The sequence below is a fragment of the Sphingobium sp. DC-2 genome (assembly GCF_000722555.1).
In the GTDB taxonomy this organism is placed as follows: Bacteria; Pseudomonadota; Alphaproteobacteria; order Sphingomonadales; family Sphingomonadaceae; genus Sphingobium; species Sphingobium quisquiliarum.
On sequence record NZ_JNAC01000035.1, the window covers coordinates 161,830 to 185,042 of the forward strand.

At 64.2% G+C, this 23,213-nt stretch carries 25 protein-coding genes; 22 read left to right on the top strand and 3 right to left on the bottom strand.

Going from position 1 to position 23,213, the window contains the following annotated elements; genetic code table 11:
- Window positions 1–2: 2 nt before the first annotated feature.
- The 10 genes from ET21_RS27590 to ET21_RS26985 all read left to right on the top strand — a co-directional run bounded on the left by ET21_RS27590 (window position 3) and on the right by ET21_RS26985 (window position 8,157).
- Window positions 3–380: a hypothetical protein gene (locus tag ET21_RS27590; protein ID WP_156029030.1), complete on the top strand. Its 378-nt coding sequence runs from the start codon at window positions 3–5 to the stop codon at window positions 378–380.
- Window positions 381–593: 213 nt separating this feature from the next.
- A complete protein-coding gene (locus tag ET21_RS0107260) occupies window positions 594–1,328 on the top strand; it encodes an SDR family oxidoreductase (RefSeq protein ID WP_030539131.1) in 735 nt (244 codons plus the stop codon).
- 47 nt (window positions 1,329–1,375) lie between these two features.
- The gene (locus tag ET21_RS0107265) at window positions 1,376–1,831 is read left to right on the top strand and encodes a VOC family protein (RefSeq protein ID WP_030539132.1); all 456 of its coding nucleotides are present in this window, start codon (window positions 1,376–1,378) and stop codon (window positions 1,829–1,831) included.
- A gap of 22 nt (window positions 1,832–1,853) precedes the next feature.
- On the top strand, window positions 1,854–1,997 hold the full coding sequence (locus ET21_RS27595) for a hypothetical protein (protein WP_156029032.1): 144 nt from the start codon (window positions 1,854–1,856) through the stop codon (window positions 1,995–1,997).
- Between the two features lies 1 nt (window position 1,998).
- The gene (locus tag ET21_RS0107275) at window positions 1,999–2,211 is read left to right on the top strand and encodes a hypothetical protein (RefSeq protein ID WP_030539133.1); all 213 of its coding nucleotides are present in this window, start codon (window positions 1,999–2,001) and stop codon (window positions 2,209–2,211) included.
- A 298-nt stretch (window positions 2,212–2,509) separates the two neighbouring features.
- Window positions 2,510–4,756 (top strand): TonB-dependent receptor, encoded by a 2,247-nt coding sequence (locus ET21_RS0107280; RefSeq protein ID WP_051585430.1) that lies wholly within the window; start codon window positions 2,510–2,512, stop codon window positions 4,754–4,756.
- Between the two features lie 52 nt (window positions 4,757–4,808).
- On the top strand, window positions 4,809–5,888 hold the full coding sequence (locus ET21_RS0107285) for an aromatic ring-hydroxylating dioxygenase subunit alpha (RefSeq protein ID WP_051768042.1): 1,080 nt from the start codon (window positions 4,809–4,811) through the stop codon (window positions 5,886–5,888).
- Window positions 5,885–6,436 (top strand): hypothetical protein, encoded by a 552-nt coding sequence (locus ET21_RS0107290; protein ID WP_030539136.1) that lies wholly within the window; start codon window positions 5,885–5,887, stop codon window positions 6,434–6,436. Before ET21_RS0107285 ends, ET21_RS0107290 begins: the two co-directional genes overlap by 4 nt.
- On the top strand, window positions 6,436–7,419 hold the full coding sequence (locus tag ET21_RS25665) for an MBL fold metallo-hydrolase (protein ID WP_051768043.1): 984 nt from the start codon (window positions 6,436–6,438) through the stop codon (window positions 7,417–7,419). The genes ET21_RS0107290 and ET21_RS25665 overlap by 1 nt, the downstream gene beginning before the upstream one ends.
- Window positions 7,420–7,554: 135 nt before the next feature.
- A complete protein-coding gene (locus tag ET21_RS26985; RefSeq protein WP_081856625.1) occupies window positions 7,555–8,157 on the top strand; it encodes a cytochrome c family protein in 603 nt (200 codons plus the stop codon).
- A 59-nt stretch (window positions 8,158–8,216) separates the two neighbouring features.
- Here ET21_RS26985 and ET21_RS28755 read toward each other — a convergent pair whose 3' ends face one another.
- From ET21_RS28755 to ET21_RS0107315, 3 genes are all read right to left on the bottom strand, one after another.
- On the bottom strand, window positions 8,217–8,915 hold the full coding sequence (locus tag ET21_RS28755) for a TetR/AcrR family transcriptional regulator (RefSeq protein ID WP_051768044.1): 699 nt from the start codon (window positions 8,913–8,915) through the stop codon (window positions 8,217–8,219).
- A 179-nt stretch (window positions 8,916–9,094) separates the two neighbouring features.
- Window positions 9,095–10,120, bottom strand: coding sequence for a fumarylacetoacetate hydrolase family protein (locus tag ET21_RS0107310; protein ID WP_030539140.1), 1,026 nt, complete (start codon window positions 10,118–10,120; stop codon window positions 9,095–9,097).
- 13 nt (window positions 10,121–10,133) lie between these two features.
- Entirely contained in the window at window positions 10,134–11,258 is a 1,125-nt protein-coding gene (locus ET21_RS0107315; RefSeq protein WP_156029034.1) for a VOC family protein, read from the bottom strand.
- Between the two features lie 268 nt (window positions 11,259–11,526).
- On the opposite strand from ET21_RS0107315, the gene ET21_RS0107320 reads away from it, so the two are divergent.
- The 12 genes from ET21_RS0107320 (at window position 11,527) to ET21_RS0107370 (ending at window position 23,213) form a co-directional block, all read left to right on the top strand.
- Complete coding sequence (locus ET21_RS0107320; RefSeq protein WP_030539142.1) at window positions 11,527–12,702, top strand: S9 family peptidase; 1,176 nt, start codon at window positions 11,527–11,529, stop codon at window positions 12,700–12,702.
- 46 nt (window positions 12,703–12,748) lie between these two features.
- Window positions 12,749–13,879 carry an FAD-dependent monooxygenase gene (locus ET21_RS0107325; RefSeq protein WP_030539143.1) on the top strand — a complete coding sequence of 377 codons (1,131 nt, stop codon included), beginning with the start codon at window positions 12,749–12,751 and terminating at the stop codon, window positions 13,877–13,879.
- Between the two features lie 23 nt (window positions 13,880–13,902).
- Window positions 13,903–14,910, top strand: coding sequence for a LysR family transcriptional regulator (locus ET21_RS26485; RefSeq protein WP_051585435.1), 1,008 nt, complete (start codon window positions 13,903–13,905; stop codon window positions 14,908–14,910).
- A 30-nt stretch (window positions 14,911–14,940) separates the two neighbouring features.
- Window positions 14,941–15,810, top strand: a complete 870-nt coding sequence (locus ET21_RS0107335) for an SDR family oxidoreductase (protein WP_051585436.1) — start codon at window positions 14,941–14,943, stop codon at window positions 15,808–15,810.
- A 65-nt stretch (window positions 15,811–15,875) separates the two neighbouring features.
- Window positions 15,876–17,627: a CocE/NonD family hydrolase gene (locus ET21_RS0107340; RefSeq protein WP_030539146.1), complete on the top strand. Its 1,752-nt coding sequence runs from the start codon at window positions 15,876–15,878 to the stop codon at window positions 17,625–17,627.
- Window positions 17,624–18,472 (top strand): SDR family oxidoreductase, encoded by an 849-nt coding sequence (locus tag ET21_RS0107345; RefSeq protein WP_051585437.1) that lies wholly within the window; start codon window positions 17,624–17,626, stop codon window positions 18,470–18,472. The genes ET21_RS0107340 and ET21_RS0107345 overlap by 4 nt, the downstream gene beginning before the upstream one ends.
- Window positions 18,469–19,470 carry a zinc-binding dehydrogenase gene (locus tag ET21_RS0107350; RefSeq protein ID WP_051585438.1) on the top strand — a complete coding sequence of 334 codons (1,002 nt, stop codon included), beginning with the start codon at window positions 18,469–18,471 and terminating at the stop codon, window positions 19,468–19,470. The genes ET21_RS0107345 and ET21_RS0107350 overlap by 4 nt, the downstream gene beginning before the upstream one ends.
- A 19-nt stretch (window positions 19,471–19,489) precedes the next feature.
- Window positions 19,490–20,065 carry a hypothetical protein gene (locus ET21_RS0107355; protein ID WP_030539149.1) on the top strand — a complete coding sequence of 192 codons (576 nt, stop codon included), beginning with the start codon at window positions 19,490–19,492 and terminating at the stop codon, window positions 20,063–20,065.
- Between the two features lie 32 nt (window positions 20,066–20,097).
- Window positions 20,098–21,720 carry an FAD-binding oxidoreductase gene (locus tag ET21_RS0107360; RefSeq protein WP_081856626.1) on the top strand — a complete coding sequence of 541 codons (1,623 nt, stop codon included), beginning with the start codon at window positions 20,098–20,100 and terminating at the stop codon, window positions 21,718–21,720.
- Window positions 21,717–22,133, top strand: a complete 417-nt coding sequence (locus tag ET21_RS26990; RefSeq protein WP_202807114.1) for a cytochrome c — start codon at window positions 21,717–21,719, stop codon at window positions 22,131–22,133. The genes ET21_RS0107360 and ET21_RS26990 overlap by 4 nt, the downstream gene beginning before the upstream one ends.
- Before the next feature lie 10 nt (window positions 22,134–22,143).
- On the top strand, window positions 22,144–22,371 hold the full coding sequence (locus tag ET21_RS28155) for a hypothetical protein (RefSeq protein ID WP_051768045.1): 228 nt from the start codon (window positions 22,144–22,146) through the stop codon (window positions 22,369–22,371).
- Window positions 22,356–23,213: an amidohydrolase family protein gene (locus ET21_RS0107370; RefSeq protein ID WP_051768046.1), complete on the top strand. Its 858-nt coding sequence runs from the start codon at window positions 22,356–22,358 to the stop codon at window positions 23,211–23,213. Before ET21_RS28155 ends, ET21_RS0107370 begins: the two co-directional genes overlap by 16 nt.

The window sequence follows — 23,213 nt, forward strand, 5'->3', positions numbered from 1 at the left end:
AGATGAAAACACAGTCAAGGGGCTTTGTCCAGCTCATAGGGCGAGATGATCTTTTTACGGCCTGCATCAGCCATTTACTGGAAGAGAGCGGGTTTGAGCTATGCGACTATGTGAAGCAAGTGGATGATTTCCAGGAAGTGAACAGGCCCTTTTTAGAGGGAATAACTGTAATATTAACCGGCAATGAAGTTGACAGCGGCATAATAGCTAATATCGGCAAGGCTTATCCAAAATCATCTGTAATTATAATGACAGATGCCCCGAGGGAGTCTTACGCTCATTGGCAGCATGTGGTGTGTGTTGAGAACAGCGTCACAGTGGATGGGTTAGTCGAAACGATTGATAAGTCGCAGCCGGTAAGGCCTCTGGCAGGTTGCTGAGATCCATTTGCCGCTGACGCACCCATTTCACAATGGCTTCTCAAGGAAGGCCGCGGTGCCCCATGGCCAAATGCAGTTGTTGTACCTCCGGGCATAAGCGATTGCGATACCATTCATGCCGACATCTGATTTTCCGCTGCCGGGGCGGACGGCTATCATTTGGGGCCTAAGACGCGCCTCCAATGGGCGAGCGCGGCGTGAACGGGAGCGGAGATGAAGGCGGACAGTCTGGCGGGAAAGCATGTCGTCGTCGTAGGCGGGAGCCAGGGCATTGGGCTGGCGGTGGCGCGGCTGGCGGGCGATTGCGGCGCGCGGGTCACGATCATGGCGCGTAATCCGGGCCGGCTTGCCGAGGCCAAGGCAATGATCGGCGGCAGCGCGGCCGCCGTCTGCGACATCGCCGACGAGGCTTCGGTCGCCGCCGCCTTTGCCGATGTTCCTGAAATCGACCACCTCGTCGTCACCGCAGGCACTTTCGGGGTGGAAGGGCCGAAGCGATCTTTCGTCGAAACGCTGCGCGAAGATCTGGAGCAGGTCGTAAGCGTGCGGATCTGGGGGCATTTCAACGTAGTGCGCGGCGCGCGGGCTAAACTGGCCGAGCGCGCGACGATCACGCTGTTTTCGGGCGCCGCCGCATGGCGACCTGTGCCAGCGCTGGGGGAGGCGGCGAGCACCATGGCTGGGATGGACAGCTTCGCCCGCAATCTGACAGTCGAACTGGCGCCGGTCCGCGTGAATGTGATCGCGCCGGGCCCTGTCCAGTCTCCGGCGCTCGCGCGTCATTCGGGCCCTGCTTATGAGAAGATGCTGGCCCATTTGGCTTCCACCTTGCCAAGCCGTTATGTCCCGACGACCGGGGATATTGCCGACGCGGTGCTGTTTGCGATGCGCAATCCCGCGCTGGCGGGCGCGGTTCTCCATGTCGATGGCGGTGCGACGCTGGTCTGACGCGGTACGCTGGCGCGGCTTGCTTCGATAATCAGGAGGATAATGCCATGTTGTTCGAGCGGGTGGATCGCGTCATCGCTGTGGTGGATGATATCGAAAAGGCGAAGGATTTTTTCAGCGACCTGCTGGGGTGGCAGTTCGATGATGTGATCCGGGACGAAGCGCAGCAACTCGCCGTCGTCCATGCCGCGCGCCATGGTTTCGAACTGGGCATGCCGATGTCGGACCGACATCCGATCGCCGCGATGGAAAGCAAGTTCCTGGCCGAGAATGGGCCGGGCCTTCGTGCCTTTGTCATCAAGGTTTCCAACCTTGACGATGCGGTGGCCCATTTCCGCGCTCGCGGGATAGAGCCGGTTGCGATCAACGCGATCGGTACGGCGCGTGAAGCCTTTTACAATGCGAAGGACACCTATGGCGTGTTCTTCATCCTCAACGAATATCCTGATCCTCACCCGATGACCCGGATTGGCATGGAAGCGCAACCGCACAAAGCGGAATGACGCAGCCGAATGAGGGGAAGAGATGTTCAAGATCCTGATCCTGCCGAAAACCGGGAGCGGCATGAGCCGGCACGCGATGCAGGACCATTTGCTGACGGTGCATGGCCCATTGTCGATGCGTTACGCCATGGATGACGGCGTCGGAGTGGCGCGCGCGTCTGGATAAAGTGTCGCGGCGGTTTCCCGGAACCTCCTATTGCCACAATGTAGTGACCGGGCCGGACGGCGCGGCGGCCGAGTGGGATGCGATCGATGAAATCACCCTTCCGTCCGGCGGCGTGGCGGCGGAAATCGGCACGGCGCTTTCCGAATCTGCATCCGGCCTGTTCCGAACGGCGGCGACGGCGGCCATGGTGACGCACGCTAAAGTCTTCGTCTGAACCGGCACGTTCATATCAAAATCGCGGCGATGCTGGTGAAGGTTCCCGCAATTCTTGCGCCGCATTCCGATCAATGTCGCAATAGAGCTACCATCACTGTCATTTATATCTACTGCATCACATTGCAATTTGCTGGGCAAATTGATCGTCCATAAAATCGATGAAGAAAGAAAGCGGGATTGGAAGCCGAATGCATCGTCATTCGGTGACCTTGATCATCGTTCGTGAAAAAATGGGGAGGATGACAATGAACAGGGCATTGTTGCTTGCAACGGTTTCTCTTCTGGGAGCTGCCGGAATGGCGCGAGCTCAGGAAGCGCCGCCTTCGGACTCTGCGCATGTCAATGAAGCGGGCATTCAGGAAATCGTCGTTACCGCAGCGCGGCGTGCGGAGAGTGCTCAGCGCGCCGCTCTGTCGATCCAGGCGCTGTCGTCAGAGGATCTTTCGCGCGCTGGCGTGGTCCAGCCAGAGGATATTTCCAGCATCGCGCCGGGCGTCAGTATCGGCGCGGGCGGCAATTACCCGCAAATCTATGTTCGCGGTGTCGGCAGCAGCGGGAACAATGCCTATGCCGAAGCGGCGGTCGCCTTCCACATCGACAATGTCTATGTCGGGCGTCCCTGGCAGCAGCGCGGCGCATTCTTCGACCTTGATCGCGTGGAGGTGCTGAAAGGGCCGCAGGGGACGCTTTATGGACGCAATGCGTCGGGCGGCGCGATCAACCTGATCTCTGCGCGGCCGCGTCTCGGCGAATATGGCGGCTTCGTCGAAATGGAGGCCGGGAATTACGACCTGATGCGCGGCACGGCGGCCGCCAACATTCCTCTGGGCGGCACTCTGGCCCTGCGCGCGGCGGGGCAGATCATCCACCGCAACGGCTATCTGAGCGACGGCACGGACGATGACAAGGCGCAATCGGCACGACTACAGTTGCTGTACCGCCCTTCGGACGATTTTTCACTGCTGCTGCACGCCAGCTATCAGCATGTGGGCGGCCGGGGCGGTGGATCGACGATTCTTCCGTTCGTTTCGGGCGATCCCTGGACCAGCAATACCGATCCGGCGATCCTGGCGGTCTATGCGGCCGATCCTGTCCCGATCCTGACGCGCCCCACGAACCAGTTCATGCTCGATATTAAAGCCTATCAGTTGTCGGCCGAGCTGACATGGAATTTTGGTCCGGCGACGCTGACCGTTATTCCCGCCTATCGCGGCGGCGAATATCACGACCTGCACAACAAGCCGGGTTTCCCCACGGGCGACAATGAAAAGACATCCCAGCTTTCACTGGAAGCGCGCCTTTCCGGCGAAAGCGACCGGCTGAAATGGGTGGCCGGCGGCTATTTCTTCGACGAGAACCAGGACCCTGTCGATGGCGAGCCCGTGCTTTTTGCCGATCTCGGTCCTACCGTATCCTATCAATATCCAAGCGCCCGTGCGCGCAGCTATGCCGCCTTCGGGCAAGCGACGTTCAGCCTGACCGACACGTTCCGCATGACCGGCGGGCTGCGCTACACGCGTGAGAAAAAGCAGCTTGGCGGCTATTCGGATGCGTATTCGGCGCCGCGTCCGGGGTGCAGCCCGCCCTATATCTTCGATCCGGCCGCGCCCAATCCCCCGGCATTCTGCTTCTTTTCCTTCCCCCTGACCGGGAGCAGGACATTCAAGAACCTGTCGTGGAAAGCGGGCGCCGAACTGGATGTCGGGCCGCGATCCCTGCTCTACGTCAATGCGAGCACCGGATTCAAATCGGGCGGCTTTTTCCCCGCGCCCGCGCCGGACAACAGTTTCGGCGCGGAAAAGGTGCTGGCATTTGAAGTCGGATCGAAGAATCGTTTCCTTGACAACCGGCTGCAAGTGAATGTGGAAGGCTTCTACTGGCGTTACACCGATCAGCAACTACCGTTCCTGAAGTTCACGTCCACGCCCGGTTATCTGTCGCAAGTTGTGGAGAATGCAGGCAAGGCGCGCATCTACGGCGCCGACGCCGATATTGTCTTCCAGCCGACGGCCCAGGACAATTTCTCGCTCAAGGTGCAGTATCTCAATACGCGGTACAAGCAATTCACCTATGAGGGCGTCGTCATTCCCTCGCCGCCGGTCACCAGCTGCGACATGGGGCCGGTCGTTGGCGTCACGGTGCAGGTGAATTGCACTGGCAAGCCGCTGATCAAGTCGCCCAAATGGAGCGGAACGGCGAGCTACCGCCACACATTCGAACTGCCTTCGGGCAGTTCGATCGAACCGGGCGTCTATGTCCAGTTCGAATCCAGCAGCTATCAGGCGGCCGAATATCTGAAGGCGGAAAAGCAGGACGCTTATGCGATGCTGGACGCCGATCTCACCTTTTATGGGCCGGAACGCCGCCTTTCCATAGCCGCTTATGTCCAGAACATCACCAACAAGGCGGTGATCAACCAGGCGTTCCGCCATCCCGTCGCGAGTGGAGCGCCCGCCAATCCGCGCGCGACGGATGACGGCCTCATCACGGTCGGTCTGCGCGCACCGCGAACCTATGGCGTCCGGTTGCGCGCCGAATTCTGATCAGTGCCGGATGTCCTTGGGGCATCCGGCATGAGGCAGCGGAGAGATACGAATGAAGGATGACGAAGAGGCAGGCGTCCGCTTCATACGGAACCTCTGGTATGTGGCGGCGTGGAGCAAGGAGCTTGGGCCGGACTCGCCGATAGGCCGGTTGATCATCGGCGAGCCGCTGGTCCTGTATCGCGCCAGCGACGGCAGGCCTGCATGCCTTGAGGATCGCTGCCCGCACCGCCGCGCTCCGCTGTCGATGGGACAGGTGATCGGCGACAATCTGCAATGCATCTATCACGGTCTGTTGTTCGACCGGACGGGGACATGCCTGTCCGTTCCGGGCAGCGAGGCCGTGCCGCCGCGCTGCAACGCGCGATCCTTCCCGGTGGAGGAACGGCATGGCTGGATATGGGTATGGATGGGCGATCCGGCTAAGGCCGACCCGTCCGCCATTCCCGAAATTGCCAGCATCTATGGCGATCATTTCCTGAACCGGGAAAGCGCGCTCGATTATGATGCCAACTATCAATTGATCCACGACAATCTGTGCGATCTTTCGCATCTGGATTATTCACATGCGACGACGCTGGGACGCGCGAGCGGGGCCAAATGGTCGTTTGATCACCCCACAATTAAGCCGATCGAAAATGGCGTACTGATCGAACGCTGGTTGAAGCAGGATGAATCGCTTCACAATGCCCGGCCGACAGACACCTTCAGCTCATACCGTTTCCTGCTGCCCGGATTGTTCCTGATGGAGACAAAGAGCTTTCCGCCCGGCGTCGCCGCGGCGTCGGGCTATGGCCGGCCTGATGGCGACCCGCTCTTTCACCAGATCGACCAGCAAGCCGTCACCCCGCAGGACGCCAAGCTGTCGCGCTATCTCTTCGGAGTGGGTCTCGACGGCAGGCGGGGCAGCCCGGAAATATTCGAAACGGCGTTCGAGATCGTCAAAGCCGCATTCTTCGAGGACAAGGCGATCATCGAGGGGCAGCAGCGGATCTGGGATCGCACCGATCCTTCCCGGCGCATGGGGTTCATCGCCCAGGACAAGGCGCCCGCAATGGTCCGCAAGATCATCGCGGACCGCCTGCGCGCCGAAGAAGCGGCTGCACCTGCGATCGAAAGGGAAACCGTGTGACCGACATGCCCTCACAAGCCGCCGCCGAAGCCGCCGGAACGATATCCCCGTCCGCCTATGTCAGGCGCGAGGCAATGGTCAGCGGCGTCATGAACGCCTTGCTGAACAGTGTGGCCTTTTTTCTGCTGTTCGGTGGGAGCGACCCGGTGCCGGTCTGGGGGAGGGGCAATTTCGCCCTGGATTTCCTGCCTCAGGCCTGCTTCATCAGCCTGCTCGCGTTCGCCGTGCCCGGGCTGCTCGCCCGGCAGGCGCGCAGAAAGGGGAAGCTGGCGGGGCTTTCCGCCGAGGGTGCGCCTGCCGCCCAGGCAATCTGGACCGGGGCGCTGCTTCAGGCCGTCGCGGCGCTGCTGCTGTTCGCGGGCGGCGCGATCCTTTTGCTCTGGGTTCTCCAGCTTCAAGGCATCGCGTTCCTGCCCGGCCTCGCGATCAAAATAGCATTCGGCACAGCCGTCGGCGTACTGGCGACATGGCGAGGCGTCAGGCTGGCGCTGCGTCCTGGTATCGGAGCGGCCGGGAACGCGCGCGCAGCCACGGCGGAGGCGGGCTGATGACCTTCCGGTTCCTGCTGGTCCCGGGCGCTATACTCTGCCTGCCGGGCCTTTCGTCAGCGCAGGCGGCGGAAAGCTGCCCCGCATTCCGCTGGATCACGCTTGGCACGGCGGGCGGCCCCATCCCTCGCGCCGATGCGGCCGAACCATCGAACCTGCTGGTTGCAGGCGATGAGCATATTCTGGTGGATACCGGCGATGGCACCGTCAACCAGCTCGCCCGCAAGGGTATCGGCTTGGGTCAGATCAGGACGGTCTTCATCAGCCATCATCACCTCGACCATACCGGCGGCCTCGCGGCGGTGATCGGTCTGCGCTGGATGGTTCAGAATCCAGGCAGACTCACCGTCTATGGTCCTCCGGGCACCAGGGAAATGGTGGACAGGATATTGCGCTCCATGGCTCCTCAGGCGCGGGTCGGTTTCGGCGTGGGTTCGGCTGTTCCCGCCCCGGCGGATTCGGTGGAGGTGGTCGAACTTCGCGGCGGCGGCACCGCGCGCCTCGGCGGCCTTACCGTCGAGGCGGCGAGGAACAATCATTTCGACGAGGACGGCGTGGAGCGCAAAGGCGGCGAGCAGTCGCTCAGCTACCGTTTCACGCTGGGGAAGCGTTCGATCACCTATACCGGCGACACGGGGTCCAGCGCCGCCGTGACGCGGCTGGCTGCGGGCAGCGATCTGCTGGTCAGCGAAGTCATCGACATCGACCCGCTGTTGCGGGTGATGGCCCCCGGCGTTCCGCCAGCATTCGCCGCCAGCATGGAAAAGCATTTGCGCCAGCATCACCTCACCCCGGCGCAGGTGGGCGAGATGGCGGCCGCAGCCGGGGCCGGGAGCGTCGTCGTCACTCATATCGCGGGCATAGGTTCTCAACAGATGCTGGAAAGCAGGATCGCCGCTGGCGTGCGGACCAGCTATGCAGGGCCGTTGGCCGTTGCGACGGATCTGGCGAGCTACGATGCCGGGTGCCGCGCAGGCCGTTGAGGAATCAGGCGGTTGATGAATGTTGCCCCGCCTCTCCCGATCGTTGCAATCACGGACATCATTGAGACACACTCTATTTCCCAGCCGCTTTGCTCGCCGTAGAAGGCGGCGGGGCGCAGTTATGAGGTTTCCTGTATGAATGTTGCCAAGCCAGCCTACATCCCTGCGATCGCGGCCCTGCTCCTTGCATCCTGTTCGCAGGGCGATGAGCAGGAGCGCGCCGTTTCCAACGAAGCGAACGTGACGGCTAATGCCGCCTCGCCAGCGCCCGCAGCGACGCCTGCCAGCGGTTCGAACGAGGCAGAGGCTCCGGCTGAAAATCAGTCATCGGCAGCGGAAGCGGCACCCGATAAGCCATTGACGGCGGCGGCGGAGGGTAACAGCGATGCGGTTGCGGAAGCTCCACCTGCCGCATCTTCCACCCTAGCGGCGGCAGCGCCCGCGAAGCCGCCAGCGGCCTTTGCCATATGCACCACCTGCCACACGGCCAGCAAAGGCGGAGCGCACGGCATCGGCCCCAATCTTTACGGCGTCTATGGTGCCAAGGCGGGCGAGGGGTCGTTCACCAGATTTTCGCCAGCGATGAAGGCGTCAGGGATCATATGGGACGACGCGAAGCTGGATGCCTGGATCGAAAAACCCTCCGCCGTCATTCCGGGCACGACGATGGCATTTGCCGGGATCAAGGATGCGGAGAAGCGCCGCCAGATCATCGCCTATCTTCGCGCGCAGAAATAGCCTTGCGCCGCCGCCGCCTTCTCCTCCGGGCGAGGGGGCAGGCTGCGGCCGGGAAGAACTTAACGCTGGTCGATGTTCAGCAGACGGCACATGCCCGCGGTGCAGAAAACCTCCATATCCTGTATGAGCGGCAGGATGCTGTCCGCTTCGAAGCGGCCCTTGGACAGGAGCTTTTCGCGATCATTGCCGGTGTAGATGTTGAGCAGGAGGCCGACCATGAACTGGAAGCAGTGCAGGGCTTCCCGATATTCGATATGTGGCGCGATCGCCATCAGGCGTGAAATGATGTCCGCGCCGATATGGTCGAACATCGGGCTAACATATTTCTTCACCCAGAGCCGGTGCACGGCTACCCGCGCGATCAGCCTGCTATAGTTTCGCCAGCCCGGATCGCCCGACATATAATAGTCGCTCAAGGGCGCGCAGAAGGCCTGGATGATCGTTCTTATCTTTTCAGCGCCCGATAACGCCATCCATTCCTTGTTCCCCGGATCGCAGGCGCGCAGCAGCTTCTCACGCGCCGCGTTCAGGCTGGTGGCGCGCCGCTCAAGAACCTTTTCGAACAAGCCTTCCTTCGTGCCGAAATGATAGTTGACCGCAGCGAGGCGAACGCCGGCCTTTTCGGTGATCTCCCGCACCGACACGCCGAAGAAGCCCCGCTCCGCGAACAGCTCCTCCGCCGCGTCCAGAAGCTCGCGGCGCACCTGGTCTCCGGGCGCTTCGGCGCGCTCTTTCGTTTCGACAGGCTGTGCCGTCATGCTTCGCGGGTCTTTTGGCGTTCAGCTTGGGAAGACGGCCTCGCCGCGATAACCTTCATTGACATAAGAGCGCCCGTAGGATGAGGTTGCGAATTGCACCCTTCCCCTTATCGGGCGAGGAAGGCAAGCGGCGATATCGCCGATGGCGCGGCGGCTCAGCCGCTCGTGCGGGGAGCGCGCTATTCCTGTTCGCAGATGTTGCGGATCGTGCCCAGCCCGGTGATGCGTCCTTCCACGACATCGCCCGGCCGCAGGAACCGCCCGTACATCGTGCCGTTTCCCGATGGCGATCCGGTGCAGACGACATCGCCGGGGAGCAGTTGCACACGCTGCGAAAGATATTCGATCTGCCGCGCGATATCGAAGATCATGTCGCCGCTATTGCCATCCTGCATCGTCTCTCCGTTCAGCAGAAGCTCGATGCGCAGATCCTGCGGATCGCCGACGAAGATCGCGGGGGTGATCCAGGGGCCGAAGGGCAGGAATGTGGGCGGCGACTTTCCGGCAAGCGGATCGCTGGCCAGCGCGGGAATGTCGGGGCGGTAGAAATGATCGCGCGCGCTCACGTCATTGGCCACGGCATAGCCAGCGATATGATCGAACGCCTGATCGCGCCGGACATGGCGCGCGGGACGGCCAATGACGACCGCCAGTTCCAGTTCCCAGTCCGGCTCGGCCACATCGGCGGGCAGCCGGATGGGGTCGAAGGGACCGGTGACGGCGCTGGGCAGCTTGCTGAAGGCGTAGGGTTTTCCGTTCCGCGCGCGCTCATCCATCATCCTCGCCGTGCGTTCGCGCCCTTCCTCTTCGGAAAGCGCTTCCTCGCCGGGGGAGGGCTGATGCGCCAGCATCTCGATGACATGGGTGCGATAGTTCGCGCCGGTGCACAGGATCTGGCGGGGCAGATCCACCGGCGGGCGCACATGCAGCGTGTCAAGCGCCAGCCGGGGCACGGCGCGTCCGGCGTCCGTGTCCAGCAGAGAGCGCGCCTGCACCAGCAGGGGAAGCGCGGCATCCCACGCCTCAAGCAGCGCGAGGACCGAGGGGAAGGCGGCGATCCGCGCACCTGCTTCGCCCAGACTGTCCAGCGCTGACAGCGGGACGATGCGGGATCGGGCGTCCTCTTGCAGCACCAGCGCTGGAAAGGCTTTCCCATCCAGCCGGTCGAATGTGCCGATCGCGAAATGGCGCGGGTTGCCGGTCATTGTCAGCCCCTATCTAGTATCTAGCGAGTGAACTCGATGCTTTCTCATTGGCGGCGTCCTGGTGGGCCTTGTCCTGTTCTTCGGCGGCTTCCTTCAACTGGGCGCCCAGACCAGGGCCGCTGCTGTCGCGTTGCACGTTGTAGGGGCGGGGTTCGATCTCTCCGCGGTTCTCGACGAAGCCTTCGGCGAAGCCGACGCTCCAGTCGTGACCGGCCATCCAGAATTCCGGGATGTCGTGCATCCAGTGGGCAAAGCCGAACATCGCATCGAAATCGCGCGGGATCCAGTTGTCATCCAGCGCATCGCTGTCCGCGCCATATTCGGCCTCGCCACCGGCGGGGCAGGGAATGTAGTGGAACAGGGCAGAACTGATCCGGTGGCGGCCGAGGCCCCAATGCGACTTTGCCCAGCCCCGCCGCGTCATATAATTGCGCCCCGTCATGATCTCATCAAGGTCGGTGACCTGATAATTGACATGGCTGAAGGCGGTCTGACCTTTGGCGGGCGCGAAGGGCGTGTGCGAATTGTAGAAGAAGATATTGTGATGATCCATCGTTCCATCGGCGCGCAGATAGACGCCGAAGCCCCGCTGCGTATCGCTGACCCGGAAGTCGAGACGTTCCCGCACGAAGCGGGCGCAGGCGCCGGGATCGGCGACGAAGAAGACGACATGCATCATGCGCTTGGGAATGCAGCGGTTGATCCATTTGCGATGGACGTTCAGCCGGTTGACGTTGCCGGGCGAGTTGACCGGATCGACGGATGTCTGCGGCATGCGGAACCTGGGCCAGAGGCGCAGCGCCATCGGCACCCCGCCATCGGCGACGAAATGCGCGGTGCCGTCTTCGTCGCGGCGAACTTCGCGGTCCGTCCCGATGCGGCGAACCATATCTTCCAGATGCTCCTCGCAATCGACGCCCCAGACGGTTTCGTGAACCCCCAGGCCCACGATCTGCGAGCCGGGAATGGGATGGGTGGCCCGCAGTTGCAGAATTACGTTCGAATTGTCCGGCAGCGTGAAATGCGCGCGACCGGCGGTGCGTGATTTCAGGGTGAGGCCATAGTCTTCGAAAAAGTCAGCCGACTTTTCCATGTCGTCGACACAATAGATGACGGTTTCAATGCCCAGGATCGCCATGACGGCTCCTTTCGAAATGTTGATGGGCTGATGACTAAACCTCAACTGTAACGCCCAGAAATCGCATGCGATTATCGAAGGTATAAAAGCGGGTGATGCCAGACCGAATCTTATGGCAACCCGCCCGCATCCTTCTATTCTCACGATAATCAGGGACCGGCACCTGCCGCGGAAGCGCGCTTGACGCATGAGTGGAACGTTCGTATCACTTTGGGCGCACAAGCTTCCGGTCAGAGAGTCGCGCGCCATCGGCCCGTTGGGGAGGAATATGTTCGAGCCTTTTCCCGGTAATTATGTCTGGAACCTGTCGGTCAATCTGGCGCTCTCCATGGGCGCGCAGATCGGCGAGATCGACATCGCCAACGATCTGGTTCGCGAGGCCGCACGGGACGGCGCAGACGCGGGAACGCTGGAATTCCTGCGCGCCTGGGGGGGGCTGGCCGACCGGCTGGTCGAGCAGGCCAGGGAGGATGTCCGCCTGGGGCGGAGGTTCAGCGCCAGCGACAAATATAAGCGGGCCTGCCTCTATTACATGACGGCCGAGCGCATGCAGCGGCACGGGCAGGAGGGCCGCGAGGAAGCCTATGCCAAGATGCTCGACGCGATGGAGCAGTCGATCAGGCTGGGCGAACGCGCGGTCGAGCGCGTCGAAATTCCGTTCGAGGGCACATCCTATCCCGGCCTGTTCGTGGCGGCGGAGAAGGCCGCCGGGCCAGCACCCTGCATGATCCACACCAATGGCCTGGATAGCATCAAGGAGATGCTGTACTGGACCGGCATCGCCCAGCAATTCGCGCGGCGCGGCATTTCCACCCTGATGATCGACCATCCCGGCGTCGGTGAAGCGCTGCGCCTGCGCGGCCTTGCGGGCATGTATGACAGCGAGCGCTGGGCGAGCGCGGCGGTCGATTATCTGGAGACGCGGGCCGATGTCGACGCCGATGCGATCGGCATCATCGGCTGGTCGCTGGGCGGCTATTATGCGCCGCGCGCGGCCGCCTTCGAAGACCGGCTGAAGCTGTGCGCGTCATGGGGCGCCAACCATTATTGGGGCAAGCTTCAGGAAGCGCGGCTGCGCAACGAGGGCGAGAACCCGGTCCCGCATTATTGGGGGCATGTCATGTGGGTGTTCGGCCAGCCGGACATGGACAGCTTCATGGCCTTCGCGCCCAAGATGGACCTGGACGGCGTGGTGGAGAAGATCCGCGTCCCCTATCTCATCACCCACGGCGAAAATGACCGGCAGATACCGATCGACGCCGCCTATCGCAGCTATGAGCAGGCGACCGCCAGCCCCAAGCGCGAATTGAAGATCTTCACCCGCGAAACCGGCGGGATCGAGCATGTCAGCGCGGACAATCAGGCACCCGCGCAGGAATTCATCACCGACTGGGTGGCAGAGACATTTGCCGAGATGCGGCAGGCAGGCGGGCGGGCGGGCTGAACGCGGCACGCGCCGGATACAAGAACGAGAATATGGGGAGAGGGCGATGACGGGCAAGCAGGACCCGGTGTTGATCGTCGGCGGAGGAATTGCGGGCATGGCTTGTGCGATTTCCGCAGCGCGCAACGGCGTGGACGTGGAAGTGATCGACAAATATGGCCCGATGGCGACGGTCGGGATCGGCATCACCCATGCCGCCAACGTGCTGCGCGTGCTGCGCGACCTGGATGTGCTTGACGAATGCATCGCCACGGGCGGGCCGTTCGATGGATGGGTGTTCACCGACGCCAACGGGGAAAATCGCCGCCGTGTCGACATGCCGCGGCTGGCGGGGGACGACAAGCCAGCGATGATGGGCATGACGCGCCCGGACTTCGCCCGCGTGCTGACGTCCGGCGCGCGTCGGGAAGGCGCCCGCACGCGCTTCGAAATCACGGTTCAGAGCTTCGAGCAGGATGAAAGCGGGGTGGACGTGACCTTTTCCGACGGGTCGCGGCAGCGTTATCGAGCGATCGTCGGGGCTGACGGCGTCCATTCGCAGATCCGCCCCATGCTGTTCGGCGATCTGGGCGCGCCCCGTCATATCGGGCAGGCGGCATGGCGGGTGTTCATGCCGCGCCTGCCGGAGATCAACGACCTGTGGCTGTGCGACAGCGGCCAGGGCGGCAAGGCCGGGTTCGTGCCCCTGCGATCCGACCTCATGTATCTGTACCTGACCGATACCTATTCGGAACCCAGGCCGCCCGAAGGCGACTTCGCGGAGATATTGTTCGAAAGGCTCAAGGTCTTCGGCGGCCCGGTCGGCGAATGCCGCGACCGCTATGTCCGTGACGGACGCGAGATATTGTGGCGCATGTTCGAATTCGTCGACCTGCCGCCGCCCTGGCACAGGGGGCGCGCGATCATCATCGGCGACGCCGCCCATGCCGCCAGCGCCCATCTGGGCCAGGGCGGGGCGATGGCGATCGAGGACGGCTATGTGCTGGGCGAGGAGCTGGGGCGCCATGACAGCGTCGAGCAGGCTTTCGCCGCCTTCATGGAGCGCCGTTTCGAGCGCGCCAGCAGCATCCAGCGATGGTCGCAGCAAATCTGCGAGTGGGAGCGGGACAAGTCGCCTGACGCGGACGCGCCGGGCCTTACCGCAAAGGCATTTCAGTTGGTCCAACAGCCGATCTGAGCGCATCGGCCGGGAGAAGGCGCATGAACCTGAGCGGACTTGATCTCAACCTGCTGGTGGCGCTCGACGCGCTGCTTGCCGAACAGAATGTCACGCGCGCGGCGGAGCAGCTGAACGTCACCCAGCCCGCCATGAGTTCGGCGCTCCAGAAGCTGCGCCACCAGATGGGCGATCCGCTGCTGGAGCGGGTGGGACGGCAATTCGTGCTGAGCCCGCGCGCGCAGGCGATCCGCCAGCCGGTCAAGGACCTGCTCAGAAGCGCCCGCTATGTCATGAATACGGAGGCGTCGTTCGCCCCGGACATTTCCGAGCGGCAGTTCGTCATCGCCATGTCGGACTATTGCGTGGAAATCCTGGGCGTGGCGCTGCTGGAGCAGGTGGCGCAGGCGGCCCCCGCCGTCTCCATCCGGTTCGAGGCGATCAGCGAACGCGCGATCGACTGGCTACGCGAAGGACGCATCGACATCTTCATCACCGCGCAGCACAGCCAGTTGCTGCTGTCCTCCGAAAGCTATGAATTTGCGGAGGAATGCCTGTTTTCCGACGAGTTCGTCCTTGTCGCCGGGAAGGCGGCCGGCAGGATCGATCCTGCGGGCATGAGCTACCGTGAATTCTGCAAGTTCCGATATATCGATGTCCATTTCGGCCAGATCAGGAGCAATACGACCCGATTGCTCGACAAGAAGGATGTCCGGCCCCGGACGATGGCCACCGCGCCGTCCTTCCTCCACGCGATGCAGATGGTCGCGGTCACCGATTATGTGACGCTCGCCCCGCTGCGAAGCGCCCAGCGCCATGCCGCCAGGCTGGGCCTGCGGATATTGCCCGCGCCGTTCAAGCTGCCCGCGCTGGACGAAATCTGCCTTTATAATGCACGTTCGCAGTGCGACCCCGGTCATGCCTGGATGATGGAAAGGCTGCGCGCGGCTGCGCAGAGCCTGGGCAGCGGCGATCGCAGCCGCTTCGACCCTGATCCCGCTGCCGCAGCGTCCCCCGGACGCGCGCCCGCACGGCTCAAGGTCGTGCCGTGACCCCATCGATCATCTGAAAAAGGCGGCATCATGCAGGACAAGGCGGCAAACAGGAGCGCGTTCATCACCGGCGCGGGCGGCGGCATCGGCCGCGCGATCGCGCTCGCCCTTGGCGGCAGGGGCTATGCGCTGGCGCTGAACGATGTCGATGAGGGGCGGCTTGGCGCCAGCGCGTATGCGGCGCGGCAGGCGGGCGCGGCGCGCGTGGAGACCTATTGCGCCGACATTTCCGACAGCAAGGCCGTTCGCGATGCGGTGGAGGACTTTACCTCGCGCGCGGGGGCATTGGGCAAGGTTTTCGCCAATGCGGGCATCGGCTTTGCGGGCGTTCCGTTCGGCCGGATGACGCCCGCCGACTGGTCATGGCTGCTCGCCGTCAATGTGCAGGGCGCGGCGCATCTCATTTCCGCCGCGCTGCCTGACATGCTGGCGGCGGGCAGGCCCGCGCAGATCGAGATCACCTCTTCGCTGGCGGGCCTTCACGCGATGCCCGGCTGGCACGTTGCGGCCTATGCCGCCAGCAAGTCCGCCGTGTCGATGATGGCGCAGGGCGTGCGGGACGAGATTGGCGGCGCGCCGGTCAGCGTGTCGGTCGTCTATCCGGGCCTGATCGCGACCGATATCGGCGCGAACTTCAAGCGGCTGCGGGAACAGCGATCCGGCGCGGACGATGTGGCGACGCCCGAAGGGCTGGATGTGTCGGCAGGCATGCCGCCCGCCGAGGCGGCGCGGATCATCCTCGACGGCATGGATCAGGGGATCGAGCATATCTTCACCCATCCCGATCATGCGCTGGGCCTGCTCGACGCGCGCTATCAGGCGATGGCCGCGGGGATCGAGGCGTCGTGGCGGCTGACCGCCGCTGCTTCGACGGTTGCCACTCCGGCCGCCGCGTCATGAGCAGGGCCATGCCTTCCCGCGCCATCGCGCGCCGCCGCCGGTCCATGATTCAAGGAAGATAGCGAATGGAAATGCGACATCTGAAGCCCGCCCCCACGCCGGAGGACGCGACCGGACTGCGCGTGCCCATGCGCGACGGGGTGGAACTGGCCGCCGACCTCTACCGGCCAGCGCACGGGCGGCCCGCGCCCACGATCCTGATCCGCACGCCCTATAACAAGGCGATGGGCGCGCCCTTGTGGGACCTGCCCGCGATCGCGCGCATCTTCGTGTCGCACGGTTACGCGGTCGTGGCGCAGGACGTGCGCGGCAAGTTCCTGTCGGGCGGGGCGACCGAACCCTATAAGAACGAGATCGACGATGGCTATGACACGATCGACTGGATCGTGCAGCAGCCCTGGTGCGACGGCAATATCGGGATGTGGGGCACATCCTATTTCGGCTTCACCCAGCTTGCGGCCGTCGCTTCGGGCCATCCTGCGCTCAAATGCATCGTGCCGCGCATGACCGGCACCGAACTGGGCTTTCCGATGGAAAATCCCGATGGCGCGCGCGATGTCGAACATGCCGTGTTCCGCTGGTATTTCGGCCAGGTCTATGTCGTCAGGGATATGTATATGTTCCCGCTCGACTGGTCGAAGCGGCCGCTGACGTCGATCTTCGAACCTTTCTACGAGCATCTGGGGCAGCGTTCGACCCAGATGGACGCGTCGTTCGAACCCGAATTCTTCGACCGGGTGATCCCGCGCGAGCGGCTGCTCGCCAATCCCACGCCGACGCTTTTCACGGTGGGCATCTATGACATGGCGGCGGTGTGGTCGTGGCGGGACATCGACGCGATCCAGGCGCATCCGGCGTGGAACGGCCTGCTGCACCTGCGGATCGAGGCGATCGACCATGAAGGCTATTCGCTCGCGCTCGCGCCGATGGACGACACGAAGGACCATCGGCTGAACCCCGCGGCGCGGGAGAAGCTGGAGCGGGAGATCGTCGATCCGACCATCCCCTTCTTCAACAAATATCTGCGCGGGATCGGCGAGGGCGTTCCCAAGGTGGTCTATCATTTCGGGGCGGACGAATGGCGCACGTCCGAAACCTGGCCGCCGCTGCCGTCGCAGACGTTGCGGCTGCATCTGGACGGGGACGGCCCCGCCGCCGCGGGCACGCTGTCGCTCGAACCGGTCAAGCGGAGGGTCGCGCGCTGGCGTCATGACCCGGCCGATCCGGTCCGGTCGATCGCGGTCACCGAAATGGCGCCGTGCGGACCGGGCGTGCGGTCGATCTTCCAGGAATGGGCCGACCTGGCCCCGGTGGGCGAGCGCGACGATGTGCTGGCCTTCGCCAGCGCGCCGCTGGAGGGCGATCTGGAGCTGGCGGGGCCGGTCAGCCTGACCTGCATGCTGTCGTCCACCTTGCGCAGCGCGGACCTGTTCGCGCGCCTGCTCGACCTGGCGCCGGACGGCACGGCGGGGCTGATCTGCCGCGGCCATGTGCGCGTGCCGCTGGAGCCGGTGGCGGAGGATGCCTCAGACGGCGGCCTGCTGGCGCGCGGGCGGGCGGTGACGGTGCCGCTGATCCACGCCTCCTCAAGGGTGCGTGCCGGGCACCGGCTGCTGCTCCACATCTTCGGTTCGGACTTCCCCGAATATCTGTTCAACCCAGGAGACGGCAGCGAGACGTGGCTGGCCGAACATGCGCTGGCGGGCACCCATGGCATCGAGATTGGCGGGCTGCGCGGCGCGGCGCTGACCATCACCGCCGGGGGCACCCCCGCCGCGATCCGCGACGCCTTCGCCGTGAAAGGGCCAGCGGCATGAGCGGCGCACAGGAGGGCGGCTGCGCCTTCATCACCGGCGCGGGCAGCGGCATCGGCCGGGCGCTCGCAATCCGGCTGGCCGAGCGGAACCATCCGCTGGCGCTGGTCGATCTGTCCCACGAGACGATCGAGGAGACGCGGCGGCTGGCGCTGGCGGCGGGCGCTGCGGCGGTGTCCTGCCATGGCGGGTGCGACGTGAGCGACGCGGCGCTGGTCGATGCGGCGGCGCAGGCGGCGCTGGCCGAGCATGGATCGGTGCGCTACGTCGTCCCCAATGCCGGGGTCGGCTTCGCGGTGCCCCTGTCCCAAGCCAGCCTGGACGATGTGCGTTGGGTGTTCGGGGTCAATTATTTTGGCGCCTATCATGTCATCCGCGCGCTGCTGCCGGAACTGCACCGGCGCACCGGCGAAACCAATGTCCTGTTCGTTTCGTCCATGGCCGGTATCCTGACCCCGCCGGGCTGGCATCTGGGCATCTATTCGGGCGCGAAGTTCGCCATCCATGCGCTGGCGCAAGGGTTGCGCGACGATCTGGGCGAGGGGCCGGTGTGGGTGTCGGTCGTCTATCCCGGCATGGTGCAGACCAATGTGACCGCCAATTCCAAGGCGCTGCGCCCCGGAACCGGCCATGCCGAGACAGACATCCCCGACGAGTTCAAGAAAGAGGGGATGGACCCGATGGAGGCCGCGCGGCGCATCCTGGCGGGCGCCGATCGTGGACAGATGGATATCTTCACCCATCCCGGCGAGATTTACATGCTGCGCGCCTATGTCGAACGGGTCGAAAAGGGCTTCGCCCAGTCGGCGCAGCTCGTTTCCAGACTTCAGGAAGGCGGCGGGCAATGACCATGATGCAGGCGATCCAGATCGACCGCACGGGCGGGCCGGAGGTGCTGCGGCAGGTGACGATCGAACGGCCTGTGCCGGGCCCCGGCGAGCTGCTGGTCAAGGTCGAGGCGTGCGGGATCAACTATGCCGATGTCGTTCGCCGCGCGGGCAAACCCTACCCCACGCCCACGCCGCTGCCCTTCGTCCCCGGCGCGGAGATTGCGGGCACAGTGGTGGAGGCCGGTGAGGGTGTCGAAGGATGGAAGGCCGGAGACCGGCTGATCGGCCTGATGGATCATGGCGGCTATGCCGAATATGCGCTGGCCAGCGCGGCCGCCGCCATCCCCATTCCCGCCGGCCTGCCCGCCGAACTGGCGGCCGCGATCTTCATCCAGGGCATGACGGCGCTCGTCGCGCTGGACGACATCGCGCAGCTTGCGCCGGGGGAGAGCGTCTTCATCGAAGGGGCGGCTGGCGGCCTTGGCGGGCTGGCGGTGCAGATTGCGGGCCTGCTAGGCGCGCGGCGGATCGTCGGCGGGGTCGGCAGCCAAGCCAAGTTCGCGGCGGTCGAGGCGCTGGGGGGAAGCCCGGTCATCTATGAAGGCGATGGCTGGCCGCAGCGCACGAAGCAGGCGGGCGCGGGCGGCGGCTTCGACGTGGCGCTGCACATGCGCGGCGGTGGTTACTTCGTCGAGGCGCTGGAGACGCTGGCCGACCATGGACGGCTGATCCTCTATGGCAACGCCACGGGCAAGCCGCTCGACTTTGACGCGCAGCGGATGATCGGCAACGATCCCGCCATTCGCCCAAATGTGCAGGTGCGCGGCTGCTATCTGCCCGGTTTCTTCAACCGGCCCGACGTGATGGAGCGCCAGTTCCGCCGCCTGATGCAATGGATCAGCGAGGGCAGCCTGAAGGTGCAGATCGGCGGCGTCTATCCGCTGGCCGAAGCGGCGGCCGCGCATGCGGCGATGGAGTCGCGGGCGACCACCGGCAAGCTGCTGCTCAAGCCATGAAGACAGGAACGATGAAGGCATGACGGATCGCAGGACTTTCCTCAAAGCCGCAGGCGCGGGGCTTGCGGCGATCGCGGCCAGCCCGGCGCTGACCGCCGCCCGCGCCCCGTTCCGCTACCATCGCGTCGCCGTCGATGCGCGCTTCACTGAGAGCCTGGCGTTCGGCCGCGCCGCCGCGCTGGCCGGACAGGCGGTGACGGCGGTGGAACGCGGGGACGTGACCGGGTTCTGGTATGACGAACTGCACCGTCAATGGCGGATCGCGCCCCAGGCGATCGCCGGGATGACCGGGCGAGAGCCTTTCTTCTGCCTCGACCTTCTCGCCCGCGATCAGGCGCTGCGGACGGTGATGACGGTCGAGCATAGGATCGAGGCGGATCATGCCGTCCATCATGCCAGCGCGCCCGCATCGATGATGGCCGGGATCGAGGCGGCCATCCGCCGCGACGATTGGGCAGCGGGCATGGCGGAGGCCGCGCTGCGGCCGGGCGCGCCGCACGAACCGCGCATCCAGAGGATGTGGAGGACGCCAGCCGCTGCGCCCGCCTCGCCGCAAACACTGATTTCCTGGATCATCGCGCCCATCCGCGCCTGACCGCCGGACAGCCAAAGAAAGACGCTCAAGACATGGCAATTCCACTTCCGCCCGGCATGAGTTCCGAAACATTCGGTCAGGCGATGCAGAAGATCGCCGCCGCCATTGGCGCGCAATGGGTCTATACCAAGGAGGAGGACGTCCTTCTCTATCGCGATTCCTACTCTCCGGCCTTTGACGACGCGGAGGAGATATTGCCTTCCGCCGCAGTCGCGCCGGGATCGACCGAAGATGTGCAAAAGGTGGTGCGGATCGCCGGAGAATATGGCCTGCCGCTATTCCCCATCTCCACCGGCAAGAATCTGGGCTATGGCGGCTGCGCGCCGAACATGAGCGGGACGGTGGTCGTCGATCTCAAGCGGATGAACCGCATCATCGAGGTGGACGACAAGCGGCATTTCGCGATCGTGGAGCCGGGCGTCTCCTATTTCGACCTGTATCGCTATATTCGCGAGCGCAAGTTGCGGCTGATGATCGATTGCCCCGATCCGGGCTGGGGCAGCGTGCTGGGCAATGCGATGGATCGCGGCATCGGCTATACGCTTGGCGCCTATCGCGACCATTGGGGCGCGCATAGCGGGCTGGAAGTGGTCCTGCCCAATGGCGAGATCATGCGCACCGGCATGGGCGCGATGCCAAACGCGAAGACCTCCGCCGAATATCGATATGGCTTCGGACCCGATGTGGACGGCCTGTTCGCGCAGGGCAATTTCGGCATCGTCACCCGCATGGGGCTGCACCTAATGCCGGAGCCCGAACGGTTCATCAACGGCACCATCATGGTCCCGCGCCGCAGGGACATCATTCCGCTGACCGAACTCGTCAACCAGCTTGAGAACAGCTACCAGATCGGTTCGCCCTTCTTCGGCAGTCCCCTGTTCGCCATGGCGTTCCAGGATGAAAATCTGAGAAAGCTGGGCCTTGACCTGACGCAGCCCGATGCCGTGTTCGACGAAGCGGCGCGCAGTTGCAACGTACCCTTCTGGCGCGCCGACCTGCCCTTCTTCGGACCCGCGCCAGTCGTGGAGGCGGCGTGGAACCATGTGCAGGAACAGGCCAGGAAGCTGATCCCCGGCGCCATCGTGCAGACCACCGAAGACCTTCGCTTTCCGCTGACCGATGCGCAGGCGCGCGCGGTGCCGCACAAGGTGCAGGTCGGCATCCCCAATCTGGAAATCTTCGCGGTGGGCGCGCGGGCGGAATATAATCCCCATCCCACCGATGGGCATATGTGGTTCGCTTCGGTCCTGCCGCGATCGGGCGAGGCGTTTCTGGAGGCGCAGCAGGTGTTCGCCAGGGCGTCGGCCAAGCTGGGTGTTCCGCCGGTATTTTCGGCCTTCCATCCACCGACAGGCTTCCTGTCCCGCGCCTTTCTCTACATCAATTTCCTGCCTGTTTCCCGTACCGACCCGGAAGCGAACAAGCGCGCGCGGGAGACTTTCCGCTATTATGTGCAGGCGGCGGCCGAGGCGGGCTATGGCGAATATCGCGGGCCGCCGATGTTCCAGAAGATGATCTCCGACACCTATTCCTTCAACGATAATGCCCTGCGCCGATTCGTGGAGACGCTGAAGGAAGCGGCGGACCCCAAGGGGATAATGGCGCCCGGCCGGGGCGGCATCTGGCCCAGCCGGTACAAGGAGAAAAGCGCGTGAGACTCCTTTCGACAGCTTCGCTGCTGGCCGCCGCCGCGCTGACGCTCTGCGCCTCCATGATCCATGCGACGAACGCCGCGCCCGCCGCGCAAACGGAGGCGCCAGCGGCGCATCCGGGCAAGATGGTCTATGACCGCTGGTGCGCCGCCTGCCACGGTCCCGGCGACGGCGGGGAGGATTATTTCACCAAGCAGATCGTTCCCCGCTTGCCGGGCACGAACGCGCTGCGCGTCAAATATCAGGGGGAACTGCCCGAACTGCTGGAGGAGCGGAAGGACCTGACGCCCGAGACGGTCGCCTATTTCGTGCGCCACGGCGTCTCCATCATGCCGTCCTTCCGCAAGACCGAGATCAGCGACAGGGAGCTTGCCGAACTGGGCGCCTATCTTTCCCGCAACACGCCCAGGGAATGAGGGGCTGACCATGGAGGAGCCGACCGATACCGGCGAGCCGGTGCCGTCCGGTCATCATGACTGGCTGCATGGGTGCGAGGCGCGCTATCGTCCGCGCACGGGTCCGGCCGCTCCCCGCGGGACGCGGCCGTTCACGGTGGATGTCCATTGCCATGTCATCTCTCCGCTGGTCGAGGAAATCGCCGCCGCCTTGGCCCCCTGTTCGCGCGCAAGGGGTGGAGCGTGGAGGAACGGCTGAGCGACATGGACGCGATGGGCGTCGACATGCAATTGCTGAGCCCTTCGCCCGTCCAATATCATTATTGGGCCGATGCGGACACGGCCGAAGCGATCGTCGCCTGCCATAATGAGCGGATCGCGCGCATCGTCGCAGACCATCCTGACCGCTTCGCCGGGATCGGCACGCTCGCCATGCAGCATCCGGGGCTGGCGCTGGAGCAACTCGATCATGCCGTGCGCAAGCTGGGCCTGCGGGGGGTGCAACTGTCTTCGCTGGTCGAGGGCGTGGACATCGCCGATCCGCGCTTCGACACATTCTGGGCGAGGGCGGAGGAACTGGGGGCGCTGGTCTATCTCCATCCCATGGGCACCAGCCTGGGCCCGCGCCTCGCCGATGCCTATCTGTCGAACATTGTGGGCCAGCCGGTGGAAACGGCGATCGCGCTGTCAAAGCTGATCTTGGCGGGGCTGTTCGACCGGCACGAGCGGTTGAAGCTGTGCGCGGCGCATGGCGGCGGCTATCTGACCCTGTATAGCGGCCGGATGGACCATGGCTGGGCCGTACGCCCGGAAAGCTGCGGCTGCCGTCATCGCCCGTCAACCTATCTGAAGCGCATATGGTACGATACGCTCGTCCATGATCCGGCGCAGCTTAGCCATCTGATCGACACCGTGGGGCATGACCGGCTGGTCATCGGCAGCGACTATCCCTACGACATGGGCCATTATGATCCGCATGGCCTGACCCGCGCGATCGAGGGCCTGAGCCCGCGCGAGCGCGAGCGCATCCTGGGAAGCAATGCGCTGGCAATGCTGGGGATGGAGGAGGACCGGGGCGGGGACGGGACGGGGCCGCGATGA